The organism is Comamonas sp. DB36 (genome assembly GCF_057914905.1).
The window spans coordinates 770,292-787,316 of record NZ_CP196631.1; the positions used below are offsets into that span (position 1 = coordinate 770,292).

Genomic DNA, 17,025 nt, shown 5'->3' on the forward strand with positions numbered 1-17,025 from the left:
ATTCCTGGTCGGGGTGAGAGGATTCGAACCTCCGGCCTCTACGTCCCGAACGTAGCGCTCTACCAGGCTAAGCTACACCCCGCAGCGGTCCTGTCAGGCACAAAACCGGCACGGGTTTCAAGTGCGTCTGTCGAGGAGCTGAGCTGCCAATTGTAGCAAATTTGCAGTGTGTTCATTGTCAGGCAGCTGGCTCAAGGCATCGATGGCGCGATGGGCTTCGGCATGCGCGGCAGCGCGCGCCACGTCGAGCGCGCCTGTTTCCTGCACGATGGCAATCACCGTGGCGAGCTGTTCGGTCGAGCCCTGCTCGATGGCCTGGCGCACGATGGCCGCCTGTTCGGGCGTGGCGCGCTGCATCGCGGCGATCAGCGGCAGCGTGCATTTGCCTTCGCGCAGGTCATCGCCGAGGTTCTTGCCCATTTCTGCAGTGTCGCCGGTGTAGTCCAGCACGTCGTCGATGATCTGGAAGGCCGTGCCCAGTGCCTGGCCATAGGTGGCGCAGGCTTCTTCCACGGCCGGGCTGCTGCCCGCGAGCACGGCGCCGAGCTGGGCGCTGGCTTCGAACAGCTTCGCGGTCTTGGAGCGGATCACATGCAGATAGCCGTCCTCGTCGAGCGAAGCGTCGTGCATGTTCATCAGCTGCTGGACTTCGCCTTCGGCAATGATGTTGGTCGCATCCGACAGGATCTGCAGCACGCGCGTACTGCCCGCCGCGACCATCATCTGGAACGAACGCGTGTGCAGGAAGTCGCCCACCAGCACGCTGGCCGGGTTGCCGAACGCTTCATTGGCCGTGGCGCGGCCGCGGCGCATGGTCGATTCATCGACCACGTCGTCGTGCAGCAGCGTCGCGGTATGGATCAGTTCGACCACGGCCGCGAGGTTGAAGCGCTGGCTTCCCTCGTAGCCCAGGGCCTTGCAGATCATCAGCAGCAACGCGGGCCGCAGCCGCTTTCCGCCGGCGGCAATGATGTACTGGGAAATCTGCGAGATCAGCGGAACACTGGTGTGCAGGCGGTCGGCGATGACGCTGTCCACCTCGCGCATGTCGTTGGCGATCAGGGAAAGGGGATTGGTGGGGGTGATAGCTGTGGTCAAAATGGTGGCCGCCATGTGAGCCTTGGATTATAGGAACTGTCGGCCCGAAATGAAGGCAGTCGGCGTTGGCCGCGGCAAACGGTCTGCACAAGCAAACCCAATGCATGAGAAATTCAGCCATGGTACAATCGCCGGCTCTGCGGAAATTCGTCTGCAGAACTCTCAATTAAAGAGGTCATACATGTACGCGGTCATAAAAACCGGCGGCAAGCAGTATCGCGTTGCTTCCGGCGAAAAAATCAAAGTAGAACAGATTGCTGCGGACGTAGGCCAGGAAATTGTGATCGATCAGGTTCTGGCAGTCGGCAACGGCACAGACATCAAGATCGGCGCACCCCTGGTGTCCGGCGCAACTGTGAAGGCAACTGTGGTTGCTCACGGCAAACACGACAAAGTGCACATCTTCAAGATGCGCCGTCGTAAGCACTATCAGAAGCGTCAGGGTCACCGTCAACAGTTCACCGAACTGCAGATCGTGGCAATCGTAGCTTAATAGGAGCTGAGTCATGGCACAGAAAAAAGGCGGCGGCTCTACGCGAAACGGGCGCGATTCCAAGCCCAAGATGCTCGGCGTGAAGGCTTTCGGCGGTGAGTTGATCACGGCTGGTTCCATCATCGTTCGCCAGCGCGGCACCAAGTTCCACCCCGGCGACAACGTCGGCGTGGGCAAGGACCACACGCTGTTTGCCTTGGTCGAGGGCCACGTGTCCTTCTCCACCAAGGGCGCACTGTCCAAGCACATGGTCAATGTGACGCCTGCATAAGGTTTGTCACTTCGACTCGCAGCGAAGCCCCGACCTGTCGGGGCTTTGCTGTTTAAGGGGTATTTTTGCCCTGCCCCGTTCGACGGGGCTTTATGCTTTTGCGCGCGGCGGGCTACGCTGTACGCTGCACGAAAGCACACTGTTTTGTAAACTGGATGCCTCATGAAGTTCGTCGATGAAGCTTATATTGACATTGCTGCCGGTGATGGCGGCAATGGCTGCGTCTCGTTTCGACACGAGAAATACAAGGAATTCGGCGGCCCCAATGGGGGAGACGGCGGCCGCGGCGGCCACGTCTTCGCGGTAGCGGATTCCAACCTGAATACCCTGGTCGATTTCCGCTATGCGCGCCGCCATGAAGCCAAGCGCGGCGAGCACGGCATGGGCTCGGACATGTTCGGCGCCGCCGGCACCGACATCACCTTGCGCGTGCCCGTGGGAACGATCTTTTCCGACCAGGAAACCGGCGAAGTGCTGTACGAACTGCTGACGCCGGGCGAAGTCGTGACCATCGCCAAGGGCGGTGACGGCGGCTTCGGCAACATGCGCTTCAAGAGCGCGATCAACCGCGCACCGCGCCAGAAGACGCCGGGCTGGCCCGGCGAGCGCAAGAGCCTCAAGCTCGAACTCAAGGTGCTGGCCGACGTGGGCCTGCTGGGCATGCCCAATGCAGGCAAGTCGACGCTGATCACGGCCGTGTCCAATGCACGCCCCAAGATTGCCGACTATCCGTTCACCACGCTGCACCCCAATCTGGGTGTGGTGCGCGTCGGCCCCGAGCAAAGCTTCGTGATTGCCGACATTCCGGGCCTGATCGAAGGCGCGTCCGAAGGCGCGGGCCTGGGCCATCTGTTCCTGCGCCATCTGCAGCGCACGCGTCTGCTGCTGCATGTGGTCGACATGGCGCCGTTCGACGAGACCGTCGATCCCGTGGCCCAGGCCAAGGCCATCGTGGGCGAGCTCAAGAAGTACGACGCCGCGCTCTACGACAAGCCGCGCTGGCTGGTGCTCAACAAGCTCGACATGGTGCCGACCGAAGAGCGCGCCGCGCGCGTCAAGGACTTCGTCAAGCGCTTCAAGTGGAAGGGCCCGGTGTTCGAGATTTCCGCGCTGACGCGCGAAGGCTGCGAGCCGCTGATCAAGACCATCTTCCAGCATGTGCAGGCCCAGCAGCGCGCCGAGAACACGCCCGAGGAAATCGATCTGCGCTTCGTGGGCGATGCGCCGGCGGAAGTCGATCCGCGCGACCCGCGTTTCGCCGACGACGAAGCGAAGTGAGAGTTCCGGTCAGGCCGCAAGGCCGGCCGGGGTGGGGGCCCTAGGGCCATTGACTGACCAGCGCCTGTGGCCTGCGAGGCAGGCGCCCAAGAACAATCTGAATCATGGCTTCCAGTGTTTTGCGTGACGCACGGCGTATCGTCGTGAAAGTAGGCTCCAGCCTCGTGACCAACGAAGGCCGGGGTCTGGATGAAGAGGCGATCGCGCAGTGGAGCCAGCAGCTCGCCGCCCTGGTGCGTGGCGATGCCGACGGCGTGCGCCGCGAAGTCGTCATGGTCTCGAGCGGAGCGATTGCCGAAGGCATGAAGCGCCTGGGCTGGAAGACGCGTCCCAAGCAGGTGCATGAGCTGCAGGCGGCCGCGGCCGTGGGCCAGATGGGCCTGGCGCAGATGTACGAGACCAAGCTGCGCGAGCAGGACGTGGGCAGCGCCCAGGTGCTGCTGACCCATGCCGACCTCGCCGACCGCGAGCGCTACCTCAATGCGCGCACCACGCTGCTGACGCTGCTGAGCCTGGGTGTGGTGCCGGTCATCAACGAAAACGACACCGTCGTCAACGACGAAATCAAGTTCGGCGACAACGACACGCTGGGCGCGCTGGTCGCCAATCTGGTCGATGCCGACGCGCTCGTGATCCTGACCGACCAGAAGGGCCTGTACACGGCCGATCCGCGCAAGAACCCCGATGCGCGCTTCGTCGACGAAGCCCAGGCCGGCGACCCGGCGCTGGAAGCCATGGCCGGCGGCGTGGGCTCGAGCATAGGCAGCGGCGGCATGATCACCAAGATCCTGGCGGCCAAGCGTGCCGCGGGCTCGGGCGCATCCACGGTGATCGCCTGGGGGCGCGAGCCCAATGTGCTGGGTCGGCTGGTCGCGGGCGAGGCCATTGGCACCCTGCTGCTGGCGCAGACGCCGAAAAAGCAGGCGCGCAAGCAATGGATTGCCGACCATCTGCAGCTCAAGGGCGCGGTCAGCGTAGACCAGGGCGCGGCCGACAAGCTGCAGGAAGAAGGCAAGAGCCTGCTTCCCATAGGCATGACGGGTGTGGAAGGCAATTTCTCGCGCGGCGATGTGATTGCCGTGCGCAATCCGCAGGGCCGCGAAATTGCGCGCGGCCTGGCCAACTATGCGAGCGCGGAAGCGCGGCTGCTGTGCCGCAAGAGCTCGGCCGAATTCGAGCGCCTGCTCGGTTACAGCGCCGAATCCGAAATGATCCACCGCGACAACATGATTGTCTCCGGCCACTGAAAGCCTGCGCCAGGTTTGCCTGGCGTCGGTTTCAGGGGTGTTTGGTGTTGCCGGCCGCGGCGCGCTGGCTGGCTGCGGTCAGATCGGTCTGCGGATCGGGATCGAAGCTCGCTCCGGGCGGAAGCTCGAGTCCCGGATGCAGCAGGCCCAGCGTGTTGCGTGACGGCAGTGTGGTCATGGGCACCATGGTGCCTTCCTGCTCGCGGTTGCGCATGCCGCTGCGCAGATAGCGATTGCGCTGCTCCTGCCGTGGCAGATAGCGCGCCAGTTCGGTCAGCGCCATCTCATAGACGCCACGCTTGAACTCGACCACGACTTCCAGCGGAACCCAGTAGTCGTTCCAGCGCCAGGCATCGAATTCCGGGTGGTCTGTGGCCCTGAGGTTCAGATCCCAGTCGTGGCCCAGCAACTGCAGCAAATACCAGATCTGCTTTTGGCCCCGGTAATGTCCACGCGCATCGCGTCGGATATACCGGTCTGGCACCTCGTAGCGCAACCAGTCCCGGGTTCGGGCGACCACGCGGACGTGATCGGGCTTCAGACCCACCTCTTCGTGCAATTCCCGGAACATGGCTTGCTCCGGAGATTCCCCCCGGTCTATGCCGCCTTGCGGGAACTGCCAGCTGTGGGTGCGGATGCGTTTGCCCCAGAACACCTGGTTCTTGTGGTTGAGCAGGATGATGCCGACGTTCGGGCGAAATCCGTCCCGGTCAAGCATAATCGAACCCCAATTTTTTGAATTGCGTCCATTATGCATGGTGCCATGCCCCCGGCAAGCGCGCCCGCCTGATTTCCGCTGTACTCTGCCCCCATGAAAGCCTCTCAATTCTTCATCTCCACCTTCAAAGAAGCTCCGGCCGACGCCGAAGTGGTCAGCCACAAGCTCATGATGCGTGCGGGCCTGATCAAACGCTTGGGTGCGGGTGTGTACAACTACATGCCCATGGGCCTGCGCGTGATCCGCAAGGTCGAAGCCATCGTGCGCGAAGAGATGAACCGCGCGGGCGCGGTTGAAATCTCCATGCCTGTGGTCCAGCCGGCCGAGCTGTGGCAGGAAACGGGCCGCTTCGAGAAGATGGGCCCCGAACTGCTGCGCATCCAGGACCGCCACGGCCGTGACTTCGTGATCCAGCCGACCAGCGAGGAAGTGGTAACAGATATCGCGCGCCAGGAACTGCGCAGCCATAAGCAGTTACCAAAGAATCTCTACCAGATCCAGACCAAGTTCCGGGACGAGCGCCGTCCGCGCTTCGGCCTGATGCGTGGCCGCGAATTCATCATGAAGGACGCCTACAGCTTCGACAAGAGCCGCGACGCGGCCCAACTGAGCTACCAGAACATGCGCCAGGCCTACCAGCAGATCTTCGATCGCTTCGGCCTGCGCTACCGCGCCGTGCGCGCCGACAGCGGTGCGATCGGTGGCGACCTGAGCGAAGAATTCCAGGTCATTGCCGCGACCGGCGAAGACGCCATCGTCTACTGCCCAGACAGCGACTACGCTGCCAACCTCGAGAAGGCCGAAGCGCTGGCGCCCGCGGGCGAGCGTCCCGCCGCCACCGTGGCGCTGACGCAGACGGCCACGCCCGGCAAGAGCACCTGTCCCGATGTTGCCGAACTGCTGGGCGTGCCCTTGTCCACGACCGTGAAGTCGCTGGTGCTGGCCACCGACGAGCTCGACGACAAGGGCATCCTGGTCAAGAGCCAGGTCTGGCTGCTGCTGCTGCGCGGCGACCACGACATGAACGAAATCAAGGTTGCCAAGGTGCCAGGTCTGGACGCCGGCTTCCGTTTCGCGACCCAGGCCGAGATTGAAACGCACTTCGGCTGCAAGCCCGGCTACCTGGGCCCGCTGAACCTGCTGCAGCCCGTGAACCTGGTTGTCGACCGCGACGTGGCCGTGATGGCCGACTGGATCTGCGGCGCCAACGTCGAAGGCTTCCACATGATTGGCGTGAACTGGGGCCGCGATCTGCCCGAGCCAGCCGTCATTGCCGATCTGCGCAACGTGGTGGCCGGCGACCTGTCGCCCGACGGCAAGGGTGCGCTTTCCATCGAGCGCGGCATCGAAGTCGGCCATGTGTTCTACCTGGGCGACAAGTACTCCAAGGCGATGAACGCCACGTTCCTGGCCGAGAACGGCAAGCCCGCGTTCTTCGAGATGGGTTGCTACGGCATTGGCGTGACCCGCCTGCCGGCCGCGGCCATCGAGCAGAACCATGACGAGCGCGGCATCATCTGGCCGGACGCGATCGCGCCGTTCACCGTCGTGCTGTGCCCCATCGGCATGGCACGCAGCGAAGCCGTGCAGACCACCGCGGGCGCGCTGTACGACGCGCTGATCGCGCTGGGCGTGGACGTGATCCTGGACGACCGCGACGAGCGCCTGGGCGCGATGCTGGCCGACTGGGAACTGATAGGCGTGCCGCACCGCGTGGTGATTTCCGACCGTGGCCTGAAAGAAGGCACGGTCGAATACCAGCACCGCCGCGAGACCGAAGCCAGCAAGGTCGCGCAGGACGGCATCCTCGACCACCTCAAGGCGCGACTGGGCCTGTGATGTCCCCAGGCCGCGCCGCCGCACCCCTGCCGCGGTCCGCGGCCGCGGGGCTGCGCCGGCGCAGCCTGCTGACCGCGCTGCCGGCCTCGCTGCTGGCGGTGGCCCTGCCTGCGCATGCGGGCGGGCAACTCGAAGAACCTCTGGCCGACTCGGTGCGCACCGCGCTGCGCGCGGCCGTGGCCAGCGCCGGCCCGCCCGAGCTGGCGTTTGCCTCGACCGAAGCCAAGCTGTCGTACCTGCGCTGGCTGGCTGCGATGAGCGACCGGCTCTACAGACGCAAGGCCGATGCCGAAGTGCGGCGCGAGTTCCTGCAGACCGTCTGGTACGAGGCGCGGCGCGCGGGCCTGGATGTGAGCCTGGTGCTGGGTCTGATCGAAGTCGAAAGCGCGTTCCGCAAGTTCGCGATCTCCAGCGTGGGCGCGCGCGGCTATATGCAGATCATGCCGTTCTGGATGCGCGTGATCGGCGATGGCGACGCGGGCAAGCTGTTCCATATGCAGACCAATCTGCGCTTCGGCTGCGTGATCCTGCGCCATTATCTGGACCGGGAACGCGGCGACATGTTCATGGCGCTGGGCCGCTACAACGGCAGCCGCGGCAAGCCGCCTTATCCGAATGCGGTGTTCGCGGCGCAGCGCAAGTGGCTGTTCGACCCCGAAGCCAGGGCCTGATCAGGCGGGCGTGGCCGCAGCGGCCGGCGCCGATGTCTCCGTATCGAGCCTGGACACCATCACCTGGTCGATGCGGTAGCTGTCTACGTCCAGCACTTCGAACTTGTAGCCGCCCCAGTTGACGCTGTCGGTGCGGCGCGGCACGCGCCGCAGCATGACCATCAGGAAGCCGCCCAGCGTCTCGTATTCGTCATCATGCGGCAGCGAGTCGAGCGACAGCGCGCGCAGCACGTCCTCGATGGGCGTCACGCCGTCGATCAGCCAGGAGTTGGCATCGCGGCGCACGATCTGCTCCTCGTCGTCCATGTCGACCATGTCGCCCATCACCGTGCTCATCACGTCGTTGAGCGTGACCACGCCGACCACCAGGCTGTATTCGTTGAGAATGATCGCGAAGTCTTCATGCACCTGGCGGAACTGGTCGAGCACTTCGGTCAGCGTGAGCCGGTCGGGAACGACCAGCGCCTTGTGCACCAGCGTGTCGTCGCGCAGCGAGATCGGCTGGTTGGTCAGCGCGCGCTGGAACAGGTCCTTGGCGTCTACATAGCCGATCACATGGTCGATGTCGCCTTCGCAGACCGGGTAAGTGGAGAACGGCTCGGCCGCAATGCGCAGGCGCACCACCTCCTCGGAGTCGTCGCGCAGGAAATAGGCAATGCGGTCGCGCTGCGTCATGGCCGAGGACACGGTGCGCGATTCGAGCTCGAACACATTGGCGATCATCTGCTGCTCGCGCTGGCCCATCATGCCGGTGCGCGCGCCGGCTTCGGTCATCGCCAGGATGTCGTCGGAGGTGATGCGCTCGTCGCGCTGCGTGGGCAGGTCGAGCACCTTGAAGAAGCCGTCGGCGGTGCGGCTGTAGAGCCAGACGATGGGCTTGAACAGCGTCATGAAGGTCTGCATGGGCCCGACCACACGCAGCGCCACGGCTTCCGACTCGGCCATGCTCAGGCGCTTGGGAATCAGGTCGGCAAAGACGATGAACAGCGATGTGATGATGAAGAACGAGGCCAGAAAACCCAGCGTGGCGGCCGTGCTGGCCGCAAACCAGAGCTCGAACACGCGCGTGAAATACGGGCTGAAAGCGCCTTCGCCGACGATACCGCCGAGGATGGCGATCGCGTTCTGTCCAATCTGCACCACCGTGAAATAGTTGCCCGGCTGCTCCTGCGTGCGCAGCACGGCGTCGGCGCGCGCATCGCCTTCATCGGCCAGCAGCCGCAGCCGCAGGCGCCGTGAAGCGGCCAGCGAGATTTCGGCCATGGAGAAAAATGCACTGACGGCAATCAGCACGGCAACGGTGATCAGACTTTGGGACAGACTCATAGGCAAAAGAACGAAACGCCGCGAAAAAGACCTCGCAGCAGGGCCATGGAAGGCATTTCATCATAAAAGATGCCAATTCCTCGAAGTGCCGGGACTGCGGCGCGCCGTGGCGCCACGCTCCTGCGGCGGCAAAAAAGCCGCCCTGAGGCGGCTTGATTGGCATGGGTGCAGGCTCAGGCCTTGTTGTCCAGCAGTTGCTGGAGTTCGCCGGATTCGTACATCTCCATCATGATGTCCGAGCCGCCGATGAACTCGCCCTTGACGTAGAGCTGGGGAATGGTCGGCCACTGGCTGTATTCCTTGATGCTCTGGCGGATTTCCTGGTCTTCAAGAACGTTCACCGTGGCGATGGTCTTGGTGTCTACGCCGCAGGCCTTGAGGATCTGCAGCGCGCGGCCGGAAAAGCCGCACTGGGGGAAACTCGCGTTGCCCTTCATGAACAGCAGGATTTCGTTGTTCTTGACGAGGTCGTCGATGCGTTGGTGGGTAGTGCTCATGGTTGACTCCAAAAGGGGGGCGGCCGCGCATGCGGCATGGCTACACCCGTGATTATTTCACTGTCTGTTCAAATCCGTCATGCACCCGCCAGTGCAACGGGCAATGCCGGCCAGGTCGTTGCGGCTTTGCACGGCGCCAAAGCCCGCGGCGCGCAGCAATTCCTGCACCGCCAGCGCCTGGTCCCAGCCATGTTCGATCAGCAGCCAGCCGCCGGGTGCAAGATGTGCGGGCGATTGCTCGATGATCGCACGGATGTCGTCCAGGCCGTCGGCGCCGCTGGCCAGCGCACTCAAAGGCTCGTGGGTCAGCGCCGCGAGGTGCGGGTCGTCGGCGCAAATATAGGGCGGGTTGGTGACGATGGCATCGAACTGCTGATCGGGCGCCAGCGCCCGCAGCCACGAGCCCTGGGCGAACTGCAGGCCCAGCCCCAGGCGGCGCGCGTTGCCCTGCGCCACGGCCAGCGCCTCGGCGCTCGCATCCACGGCCCAGACGCTGGCGTCGGGGCGCTGCTGCTGCAGCGCCAGCGCGATCGCGCCGCTGCCCGTTCCCAGGTCGACGACGCGCGGCGCATTCCAGTCGGCCAGCACTTCGAGCGCCCAGTCGACCAGCGTCTCGGTGTCGGGCCGCGGGTCGAGCACGCGCGCGTCGATCTGCAGCTCCAGTCCGTAAAACTCCTTGCGGCCCGTGAGATAGGCCACGGGCTCGCCCGCGAGGCGGCGCGCCGTGAGGGCGTCGAACGTCTGCTGCTGATCGGGCGTGAGCGCGTCGGTGTCGTGCGTCAGCAGCCAGGCGCGGCCGGCATTGGGCCGGCCTACGCTATGCAGCAGCAGCAGCTGCGCGTCTATGCGCGACAGACCCGCCTGCTGGGCCTGGAAGAGGGCTTGCTGCAGTGTCATGCTCAGCCGTTGACTTCGAGTTCTGCCAGCTGCTCGGCTTCGCGCGCATGCTGCAAGGCCTGCAGCACGTCGGTCATGTCGCCTTCCATGATGTACAGCAGCTTGTACAGCGTGAGGTTGATGCGGTGGTCGGTGAAGCGGCCCTGGGGAAAGTTGTAGGTGCGGATGCGGTCGGAGCGGTCGCCGCTGCCGATCAGCCCCTTGCGCTGGGCGGCTTCCTTGGCCGCGCGCTCGCTGCGCTCCTTTTCCTGGATGCGCGCCTGCAGCACCTGCAAGGCCTTGGCCTTGTTGGCGTGCTGGCTGCGGCCGTCCTGGCATTCGGCGACGATGCCCGTGGGCAGGTGGACCACGCGCACCGCGGAGTCGGTCTTGTTGATGTGCTGGCCGCCGGCGCCGCTGGCGCGGAACGTGTCTATGCGCAGATCGGACGGGTTCAGCGTGATCGCCTGGGTCTCGTCGGGCTCGGGCATCACGGCCACGGTGCAGGCGCTGGTGTGGATGCGGCCCTGGGTTTCGGTCGCCGGCACGCGCTGCACGCGGTGGCCGCCGGACTCGAAGCGCAGCTTGCCGTAGACCTGGTCGCCCGAGACATGCAGCACAATTTCCTTGTAGCCGCCGAGTTCGTTCTCGTTGGCGCTCATGACTTCTACCTTCCAGCCCACGCTGTCGCAGTAGCGCGTGTACATGCGCGCCAGATCGGCGGCAAACAGCGCCGACTCGTCGCCGCCCGTGCCGGCGCGGATTTCGAGGTAGGCGTCGCGCGCGTCGTCGGGGTCCTTGGGCAGCAGCAGGCGCTGCAGCTCGTCTTCGAGCTGGGCCAGTTCGGCCGTGGCGCTGGCGATTTCTTCCTGCGCCATGTCGGCCATCTCGGGGTCGGACTGCATTTCCTGGGCTTCGGCCAGGTCGGCCTCGCGCTGCACGTAGCGCGCGTAGCGCCCGGCGACGGCCGTGACGTCGGCATGCTCGCGCGAAATCTTGCGGTACTGGGCCATGTCGCTCATGATGTCTTCGCGCGACAGCAGGAAGTCGAGTTCCTCGAGGCGCTGGGCGAAACGTTGCAGCTGGCTGCGGAGAAAATTTTGCATGGCAAAGAGCGGTTGTGCGCTATGCGGGGCATAGCGTAAAAGAAGGCTGGGGAGCAATGCCGGCGCGCGGCCGGTGAGACTGGCGCCCAGGCAGGCGCTTGTCCGGGTCGCAGCTAGAGCGCGTTCTTGTCGCCCTGCGAGCGCAGGAACAGCCGCGAGACGGTCTGAACGGTCTGGGCGCGCTGCTCGGCATCGCCCGAATGCAGCTCGGCCATGGTGCCGTGCAGCATCTTCTGCGTGAGGCCGCGCGACAGCGCCTCGAGCACGGCATCCATGTCTTCGCCCTTGGCCAGGCGCTTCTTGGCGCGCGCGATTTCGGCGGCGCGCCAGACATTGGTCTGCTCGTGCAGTTGCTGGATCAGCGGCACCACGCCGCCTTGCGGGCTGCGCTGGTCCATCCAGTGCAGAAAGCTCTGCACGCCGGTGTCGATGATGGCTTCGGCCTGGGCCACGGCCGCCTGGCGGTGGGCCTGGGCGGTCTGCACCACATGCGCGAGGTCGTCGACGGTATAGAGGTAGACGTCGCGCAGCGCCTTGACTTCGGGTTCGATGTCGCGCGGCACGGCCAGATCCACCATGAACATGGGGCGGTGCTTGCGCTTTTTCAACGCGCTCTCTACCGCGCCCAGGCCGATGATGGGCAGGCTCGACGCCGTGCAGCTAATCACCGCATCGTATTCATGCAGGTGGTCGGGCAGCTCGGACAGGCGCATCACGTCGGCGCCGAAGCGCGCGGCCAGCTTCTCGCCGCGCTCCATGGTGCGGTTGGCAATCGTGATGTGCTGCGGATTCTTGGCGGCGAAATGGGTGGTCGCGAGCTCAATCATCTCGCCCGCGCCGACAAACAGGATGCGGATCTTGCCCAGGTCTTCGAACAGCTGGCCGGCCAGGCGCACGGCGGCCGCGGCCATGCTGATGCTGTGCTCGCCGATCTCGGTCGAGCTGCGCACTTCCTTGGCCACGGCAAAGCTGCGCTGGAACAGCTGGTTGAGCGTGGTGCCCAGCGCACCCGCGGTCTCGGCGGCGCGCACGGCGTTCTTCATCTGGCCCAGGATCTGGGCTTCGCCCAGCACCATGGAGTCGAGGCCGCTGGCGACGCGGAATGCGTGGCGTGCGGCAAAGCCTTCTTCGAGCTGATAGGAGTGCGAGCGCAGCACCTCGGGGCTCACGCCGCCGCTGCGCGCGAGCCAGTCAAGCGTATGGGCAATGGCCGGGGTGTTGGCCGCGCAGTAGATTTCGGTGCGATTGCAGGTCGACAGGATGGCGGTTTCGACGCCGTCGTGGCGACCGCTGCCTGCCAAAGATTGGCGCAGGCCTTGCAGCGTCGGTGCGATCTGGTCGAGCGCAAACGCAAAACGACCCCGCAAATCAAGCGGAGCCGTGTGGTGGTTGATGCCTAAAGCCCAGACTGCCATAGACGGTCATTATAAAATTTATGCGCCGACTTGGCATCCTCTGCTTACATAAGCCTTGATTTAGGTCATATGCCATGGGTTTTCCCGCCGCGCTCGCGCATCTGCTGAACTTTGTAGCCCCGGCCCTGGCGTTGGCGCTAGGCCTTGCCGTAGCCGGCCGCTGCATGGTGTCTAAAGCTAACCATATCACTGGCTGGTGGGCTCAGGTAGCTATCAATTTCGCCGTCGGTTGCGGCGTTCTGCTGGCCGGATTGGTGCTGTTCGAGCACGATGGCAAGCTGGCCACCTATGCGGCACTGGTGCTGTCATGTGCCTGCTGCCAGTGGGTTCTCTCGGGTGCCTGGCGGCGCTGATCCGCTGGCCGACGCGGCCTGCTGCAGCAGCCATTCGCGGAAATCGAGCAGCGCGGGCGTGGGCGTGCGCCCCGCGGGCCGGCACAGGAAATAGCCGCGCTCGATCTGCACGGCCTGGTCCATGGCGATGACGATGCGGCCCGCGGCCAGGTCGTCGTCGATCAGGCAGCGCTGCACCACGGCCACGCCCATGCCGGCAATCACCGCCTGGACCAGCATGGACACCAGCTCGAAGTCGGCGGCCGGCGCGGGCACTTCGCCGCTGCCACCGACATGTGCCCACCACTGGGCCCAGTTGCGCTGGTAATTGGTATGCGCGAGCAGCGGGCGGCGCAGCAGGTCGGCGGGTTGGCGTATGGCCTGCGGGCCCTGCAGGTCCTGCGGCCGGCAGATCGGCACCAGCTCGCGACCGACGATGTAGTCGGCCACGATATGCGCGGCCCAGGGGTCCTGGCCTATGCGCAGCCAGCCGTCGATCTCGGGCGCGCTGACCGGGTCGTCGCGCCGGTAGGGCGCAAACGACAGCATCACGCCCGGAAAGCGCGCGTTGAAGTCGGGCAGGCGCGGAATCAGCCAGTGGCTGAACAGCGTAGGCGTGACCGACAGCCGCAGCTGCGCGCCTGCGTGCGGGCGGCGCAACTGGGCCGATGCCGACTCTATGGCCAGGATCGCCGGACCTACCGCGTCCAGATAGGCGCGGCCCGCGCTGGTCAGCACGCTGCGCCGGCCATGGCGCTCGAACAGCGCCAGGCCCAAATGGTCCTCGAGACGGGCGATCGCGCGGCTGATCGCGCCTTGCGTGACATGCAGGTCATCGGCCGCGAGCGAGAAATTGCCCAGACGCGCCGCGGTCGCGAAAGCGTGCAATTCAGAAAGGGAGGGGGAGTGCATGCGCATGGCGCGGGCAATTATGACGGTTGGTAATAGTTGCGTGCCATTTTGTCTCTTTTCGCCGGGGCACGGTCTGTCCAGAATGACCGCTTCGAACCACATCCCCCGAGAGGATCTCCCCCATGGCACTGCGTCGTACCCTGTTGTCCAGCCTTGCAGCCTGCGCTGCCACCGCCCTGCTGGCGCCCCTGGCCCATGCCCAGGCCGATTACCCCAATCGTCCGCTGCGCCTGATCGTGCCGTTCGGTGCCGGTGGTTCGACCGACATGGTCGCGCGCCTGCTGGCCGACAAGATGGGCCAGGTGCTGGGCAAGGCCGTGGTGGTCGAGAACCGCGGCGGCGCGGGCGGCTCCATTGGCGCCGATGCAATTGCCAAGGCCGCGCCCGACGGCTACACCATAGGCATGGCAACGGTGTCCACGCATGGCGCCAACCCGGCCATCATGGCCAAGTTGCCCTACGACGCCGTCAAGGACTTCGCGCCCATCACCAATGTGATGTCCGTGCCCAGCGTGTTCGTGATCCACAACAGCGTGCCGGCCAAGACCATGCAGGAATTCATCGCGCTGGCCAAGGCCCAGCCCGGCAAGTACACCTTTGCCTCGCCCGGCAACGGTTCGCTGGGCCATGCGAACATCGAGAACTTCATGAACCTGGCAGGCATAGACATGCTGCACATCCCCTACAAGGGTGCAGGCCAGGCGATCAACGACGCGCTGGCCGGCCAGGTCACGGCCATGACCGACAACCTGCCCTCGACGCTGCCGCACATCAAGTCGGGCAAGCTGCGCCCGCTGGCCGTGCTCGCGCTCAAGCGCAGCGAGGTGCTGCCCGATGTGCCGACCTACTCCGAGCTGGGCTTCCCCGGAATGGGCGACGGCGGCTGGTTCGGCCTGGTCGCGCCCGCGGGCACGCCCCCGGCCATCATTGCCAAGCTCAATGCAGCGGCGCACAAGGTCATGGCCATGCCCGACTACCTCGAGAAGCAAAAAGGCATTTCGGGCGAATCCATGGGCAATACGCCGGCCCAGTTCAGCAAGCAGATCACCGCGGCCATCGACCGCTATACAGCCGTTGCCAAGCGCGCCAACATCAAGCTCGATTGATGCCTTTGCCTGATTTCCTGCAGCCCCGCCCGGATACTCCGGTCGAGGTGTTCGCGCCGACCGTGGCCGCACTGCCGCTGGTCTGCGACTCGCCGCACAGCGGCACGGCCTATCCGGCGGACTTCGGTCACTGTGTCGACATGGCGCTGCTGCGCCGCGGCGAGGACACCGATGTGCACAAACTGTGGCAGCGCTGGCCCGCGCATGGCGCGACGCTGCTCGCGGCGACATTTCCGCGCACCTACATCGATGTCAACCGCTCGGCCGACGACATCGACCCGGCGCAGCTGGCCACGGCCTGGCCGTCGCCGCTGGCGCCCGGCGTGAAGACGCGCCAGGGGCTGGGACTGATCTGGCAGCGCATCGTGCGCGACGGTCAGCCCACGCCGCTGTACGACCGCAAGCTCAGCGTGGCCGAAGTGCAGTCGCGGCTGGCGCACTACTGGCAGCCCTACCATGCCGCACTGCAGCAGGCGATAGACGACAGCGTCGCGCGTTTTGGCGGCGTCTGGCATCTGAATCTGCACTCCATGCCCAACGACGTCTATCGCCGCCTGGGCCGCACCGACGCCACGCTGGCCGACTTCGTGCTCGGCGACCGCGACGGCACGACCTGCGCGCCGGAGTTCATCCGCCTGGTCGGCGATCTGCTGCAGTCCGGCGGCTACAGCGTGGCCTACAACGAGCCCTACAAGGGCGTGGAGCTGATAGGCCGCATAGGCCAGCCCCAGCTGCAGCGCCACAGCCTGCAGATCGAGATCCGCCGCCCCATCTACATGGACGAGGACACGCGTGCGCCCAATGCCGGCTTTGCACCGCTGCAGGCGCATCTGGACAAGGTGATGCAGGGCGTGGCCGACTATGTGCGCACCCAATTGCCTTTGGGCATCGCGGCCTGACTTTCAGGTAATCAAAAAAAACCCGGCCTGGCCGGGTTTTTTCTTGGTGGGTGCCAGGTTCAAGCAGCCGCGCTGAACAGATCCACGCGATCGCTGATGATGCCGTCGGTGCCCAGGTCGAGCAGGCGCTGCACGGCCCACTCGTCGTTGACGGTGTAGCTGATGCAGCGCATGCCCAGGCCGTGGACCTGGGCGACACGCGCAGCATCCCACAGCGCGTGGTTGAAGACCATGGCCACGCAGCCCAGGTCTTGCGCGATCTGGAAATCGGCGCCGTCTGCGGCAAGCTTGTCGACCAGCAGGCCGCGCGGAATGTGCGGCGCGGCCAGCTTGGCGGCCTGTAGGGCTTGGGGCTTGAAGGACGTGAAGAACGGCTGCACGGCATCCGCCGGCCAGATGCGGTGCATCAGCTCGGCGACCACGCGGCCGGTCTCGGCTTCCTGGCCGGGCGTGGGCTTGATTTCCACGTTCAGGAAGAAATGGTTGGCCAGGCACCAGCGCGCCAGCGCCTCCAGCGTGGGCAGGGCTTCGCCCGCGTAGGCGCGCGAATGCCAGCTGCCGGCGTCAAGCTGGGCAATCTCGCCCAGCGTCAGGTCGCTGCCGGTGCCGCGGCCGTTGGTCGTGCGCTCCAGCGTCGCGTCGTGCAGCAGGAACGGCACGCCGTCGCTGCTGAGCTTGGCGTCGCATTCGAACATGCGCCAGCCATGGGCCGCGCCCAGGCGGAAGGCGCTCATGGTGTTCTCGGGCGCGAGCTTTCCTGCGCCGCGGTGGGCGATCCAGCGGGGATAGGGCCAGGAGGTCGAGGGGGCGGTCATCGCAAATCCAGTCAGTACGTTATCCATGGGGCAGCCCATGAAACTGGCGCGATCCAGCAAGGAGACGCCGAGCAAGGGCCGCCCCGCAGCGAGGGCGTCGTCCCCCTCCACCGAAGGATGAGAGGG

At 65.3% G+C, this 17,025-nt stretch carries 18 protein-coding genes and 1 tRNA gene; 9 read left to right on the forward strand and 10 right to left on the reverse strand.

Features of this window, described 5'->3' with window-relative positions; all coding sequences use genetic code 11:
• Positions 1-5: 5 nt before the first annotated feature.
• Both ACSVDO_RS03680 and ACSVDO_RS03685 read right to left on the reverse strand, forming a co-directional pair.
• A tRNA-Pro gene (locus ACSVDO_RS03680) sits at positions 6-82 on the reverse strand.
• Positions 83-117: 35 nt separating this feature from the next.
• Positions 118-1,047: a polyprenyl synthetase family protein gene (locus ACSVDO_RS03685; RefSeq protein WP_489596323.1), complete on the reverse strand. Its 930-nt coding sequence runs from the start codon at positions 1,045-1,047 to the stop codon at positions 118-120.
• Between the two features lie 232 nt (positions 1,048-1,279).
• On the opposite strand from ACSVDO_RS03685, the gene rplU reads away from it, so the two are divergent.
• The 4 genes from rplU to proB all read left to right on the forward strand — a co-directional run bounded on the left by rplU (position 1,280) and on the right by proB (position 4,387).
• Positions 1,280-1,591 (forward strand): 50S ribosomal protein L21, encoded by a 312-nt coding sequence (gene rplU, locus ACSVDO_RS03690; RefSeq protein ID WP_213301682.1) that lies wholly within the window; start codon positions 1,280-1,282, stop codon positions 1,589-1,591.
• Positions 1,592-1,604: 13 nt separating this feature from the next.
• Positions 1,605-1,862 (forward strand): 50S ribosomal protein L27, encoded by a 258-nt coding sequence (gene rpmA, locus ACSVDO_RS03695; protein ID WP_159910762.1) that lies wholly within the window; start codon positions 1,605-1,607, stop codon positions 1,860-1,862.
• Positions 1,863-2,024: 162 nt separating this feature from the next.
• A complete protein-coding gene (gene cgtA, locus ACSVDO_RS03700; RefSeq protein WP_332539916.1) occupies positions 2,025-3,140 on the forward strand; it encodes an Obg family GTPase CgtA in 1,116 nt (371 codons plus the stop codon).
• Positions 3,141-3,244: 104 nt separating this feature from the next.
• On the forward strand, positions 3,245-4,387 hold the full coding sequence (gene proB / locus ACSVDO_RS03705) for a glutamate 5-kinase (protein WP_489594941.1): 1,143 nt from the start codon (positions 3,245-3,247) through the stop codon (positions 4,385-4,387).
• Positions 4,388-4,418: 31 nt separating this feature from the next.
• Here proB and ACSVDO_RS03710 read toward each other — a convergent pair whose 3' ends face one another.
• Complete coding sequence (locus tag ACSVDO_RS03710) at positions 4,419-5,105, reverse strand: RNA pyrophosphohydrolase (RefSeq protein ID WP_332539927.1); 687 nt, start codon at positions 5,103-5,105, stop codon at positions 4,419-4,421.
• Positions 5,106-5,198: 93 nt separating this feature from the next.
• On the opposite strand from ACSVDO_RS03710, the gene ACSVDO_RS03715 reads away from it, so the two are divergent.
• Both ACSVDO_RS03715 and ACSVDO_RS03720 read left to right on the forward strand, forming a co-directional pair.
• Positions 5,199-6,944 carry a proline--tRNA ligase gene (locus tag ACSVDO_RS03715; RefSeq protein WP_489594944.1) on the forward strand — a complete coding sequence of 582 codons (1,746 nt, stop codon included), beginning with the start codon at positions 5,199-5,201 and terminating at the stop codon, positions 6,942-6,944.
• A complete protein-coding gene (locus ACSVDO_RS03720) occupies positions 6,944-7,615 on the forward strand; it encodes a lytic transglycosylase domain-containing protein (RefSeq protein WP_332539919.1) in 672 nt (223 codons plus the stop codon). The genes ACSVDO_RS03715 and ACSVDO_RS03720 overlap by 1 nt, the downstream gene beginning before the upstream one ends.
• On the opposite strand, the gene paeA is transcribed toward ACSVDO_RS03720, so the two are convergent.
• The 5 genes from paeA to hemA form a co-directional block, all read right to left on the reverse strand.
• Positions 7,616-8,941: a polyamine export protein PaeA gene (gene paeA, locus ACSVDO_RS03725; RefSeq protein ID WP_332539921.1), complete on the reverse strand. Its 1,326-nt coding sequence runs from the start codon at positions 8,939-8,941 to the stop codon at positions 7,616-7,618. It lies immediately after the preceding gene.
• A gap of 173 nt (positions 8,942-9,114) precedes the next feature.
• Positions 9,115-9,438, reverse strand: a complete 324-nt coding sequence (gene grxD / locus ACSVDO_RS03730) for a Grx4 family monothiol glutaredoxin (protein WP_332539922.1) — start codon at positions 9,436-9,438, stop codon at positions 9,115-9,117.
• 57 nt (positions 9,439-9,495) lie between these two features.
• The gene (prmC, locus tag ACSVDO_RS03735; RefSeq protein ID WP_489594947.1) at positions 9,496-10,335 is read right to left on the reverse strand and encodes a peptide chain release factor N(5)-glutamine methyltransferase; all 840 of its coding nucleotides are present in this window, start codon (positions 10,333-10,335) and stop codon (positions 9,496-9,498) included.
• A gap of 2 nt (positions 10,336-10,337) precedes the next feature.
• Positions 10,338-11,420 (reverse strand): peptide chain release factor 1, encoded by a 1,083-nt coding sequence (gene prfA, locus ACSVDO_RS03740; protein WP_489594949.1) that lies wholly within the window; start codon positions 11,418-11,420, stop codon positions 10,338-10,340.
• A gap of 113 nt (positions 11,421-11,533) precedes the next feature.
• Positions 11,534-12,835, reverse strand: a complete 1,302-nt coding sequence (gene hemA, locus ACSVDO_RS03745; RefSeq protein ID WP_489594951.1) for a glutamyl-tRNA reductase — start codon at positions 12,833-12,835, stop codon at positions 11,534-11,536.
• A gap of 74 nt (positions 12,836-12,909) precedes the next feature.
• Here hemA and ACSVDO_RS03750 point away from each other — a divergent pair, with 74 nt between their 5' ends.
• Positions 12,910-13,188, forward strand: coding sequence for a hypothetical protein (locus tag ACSVDO_RS03750; protein WP_332535255.1), 279 nt, complete (start codon positions 12,910-12,912; stop codon positions 13,186-13,188).
• On the opposite strand, the gene ACSVDO_RS03755 is transcribed toward ACSVDO_RS03750, so the two are convergent.
• Positions 13,141-14,085 carry a LysR substrate-binding domain-containing protein gene (locus ACSVDO_RS03755; protein WP_489594953.1) on the reverse strand — a complete coding sequence of 315 codons (945 nt, stop codon included), beginning with the start codon at positions 14,083-14,085 and terminating at the stop codon, positions 13,141-13,143. The two genes, ACSVDO_RS03750 and ACSVDO_RS03755, sit on opposite strands and share 48 nt — an antisense overlap.
• 116 nt (positions 14,086-14,201) lie before the next feature.
• Here ACSVDO_RS03755 and ACSVDO_RS03760 point away from each other — a divergent pair, with 116 nt between their 5' ends.
• Together ACSVDO_RS03760 and ACSVDO_RS03765 are read left to right on the forward strand one after the other, a co-directional pair.
• On the forward strand, positions 14,202-15,185 hold the full coding sequence (locus ACSVDO_RS03760; RefSeq protein WP_489594955.1) for a tripartite tricarboxylate transporter substrate binding protein BugE: 984 nt from the start codon (positions 14,202-14,204) through the stop codon (positions 15,183-15,185).
• On the forward strand, positions 15,185-16,084 hold the full coding sequence (locus ACSVDO_RS03765; protein ID WP_489594957.1) for an N-formylglutamate amidohydrolase: 900 nt from the start codon (positions 15,185-15,187) through the stop codon (positions 16,082-16,084). Before ACSVDO_RS03760 ends, ACSVDO_RS03765 begins: the two co-directional genes overlap by 1 nt.
• 59 nt (positions 16,085-16,143) lie before the next feature.
• Here ACSVDO_RS03765 and ugpQ read toward each other — a convergent pair whose 3' ends face one another.
• Positions 16,144-16,899: a glycerophosphodiester phosphodiesterase gene (gene ugpQ, locus ACSVDO_RS03770; protein ID WP_489594959.1), complete on the reverse strand. Its 756-nt coding sequence runs from the start codon at positions 16,897-16,899 to the stop codon at positions 16,144-16,146.
• Between the last annotated feature and the right edge of the window lie 126 nt (positions 16,900-17,025).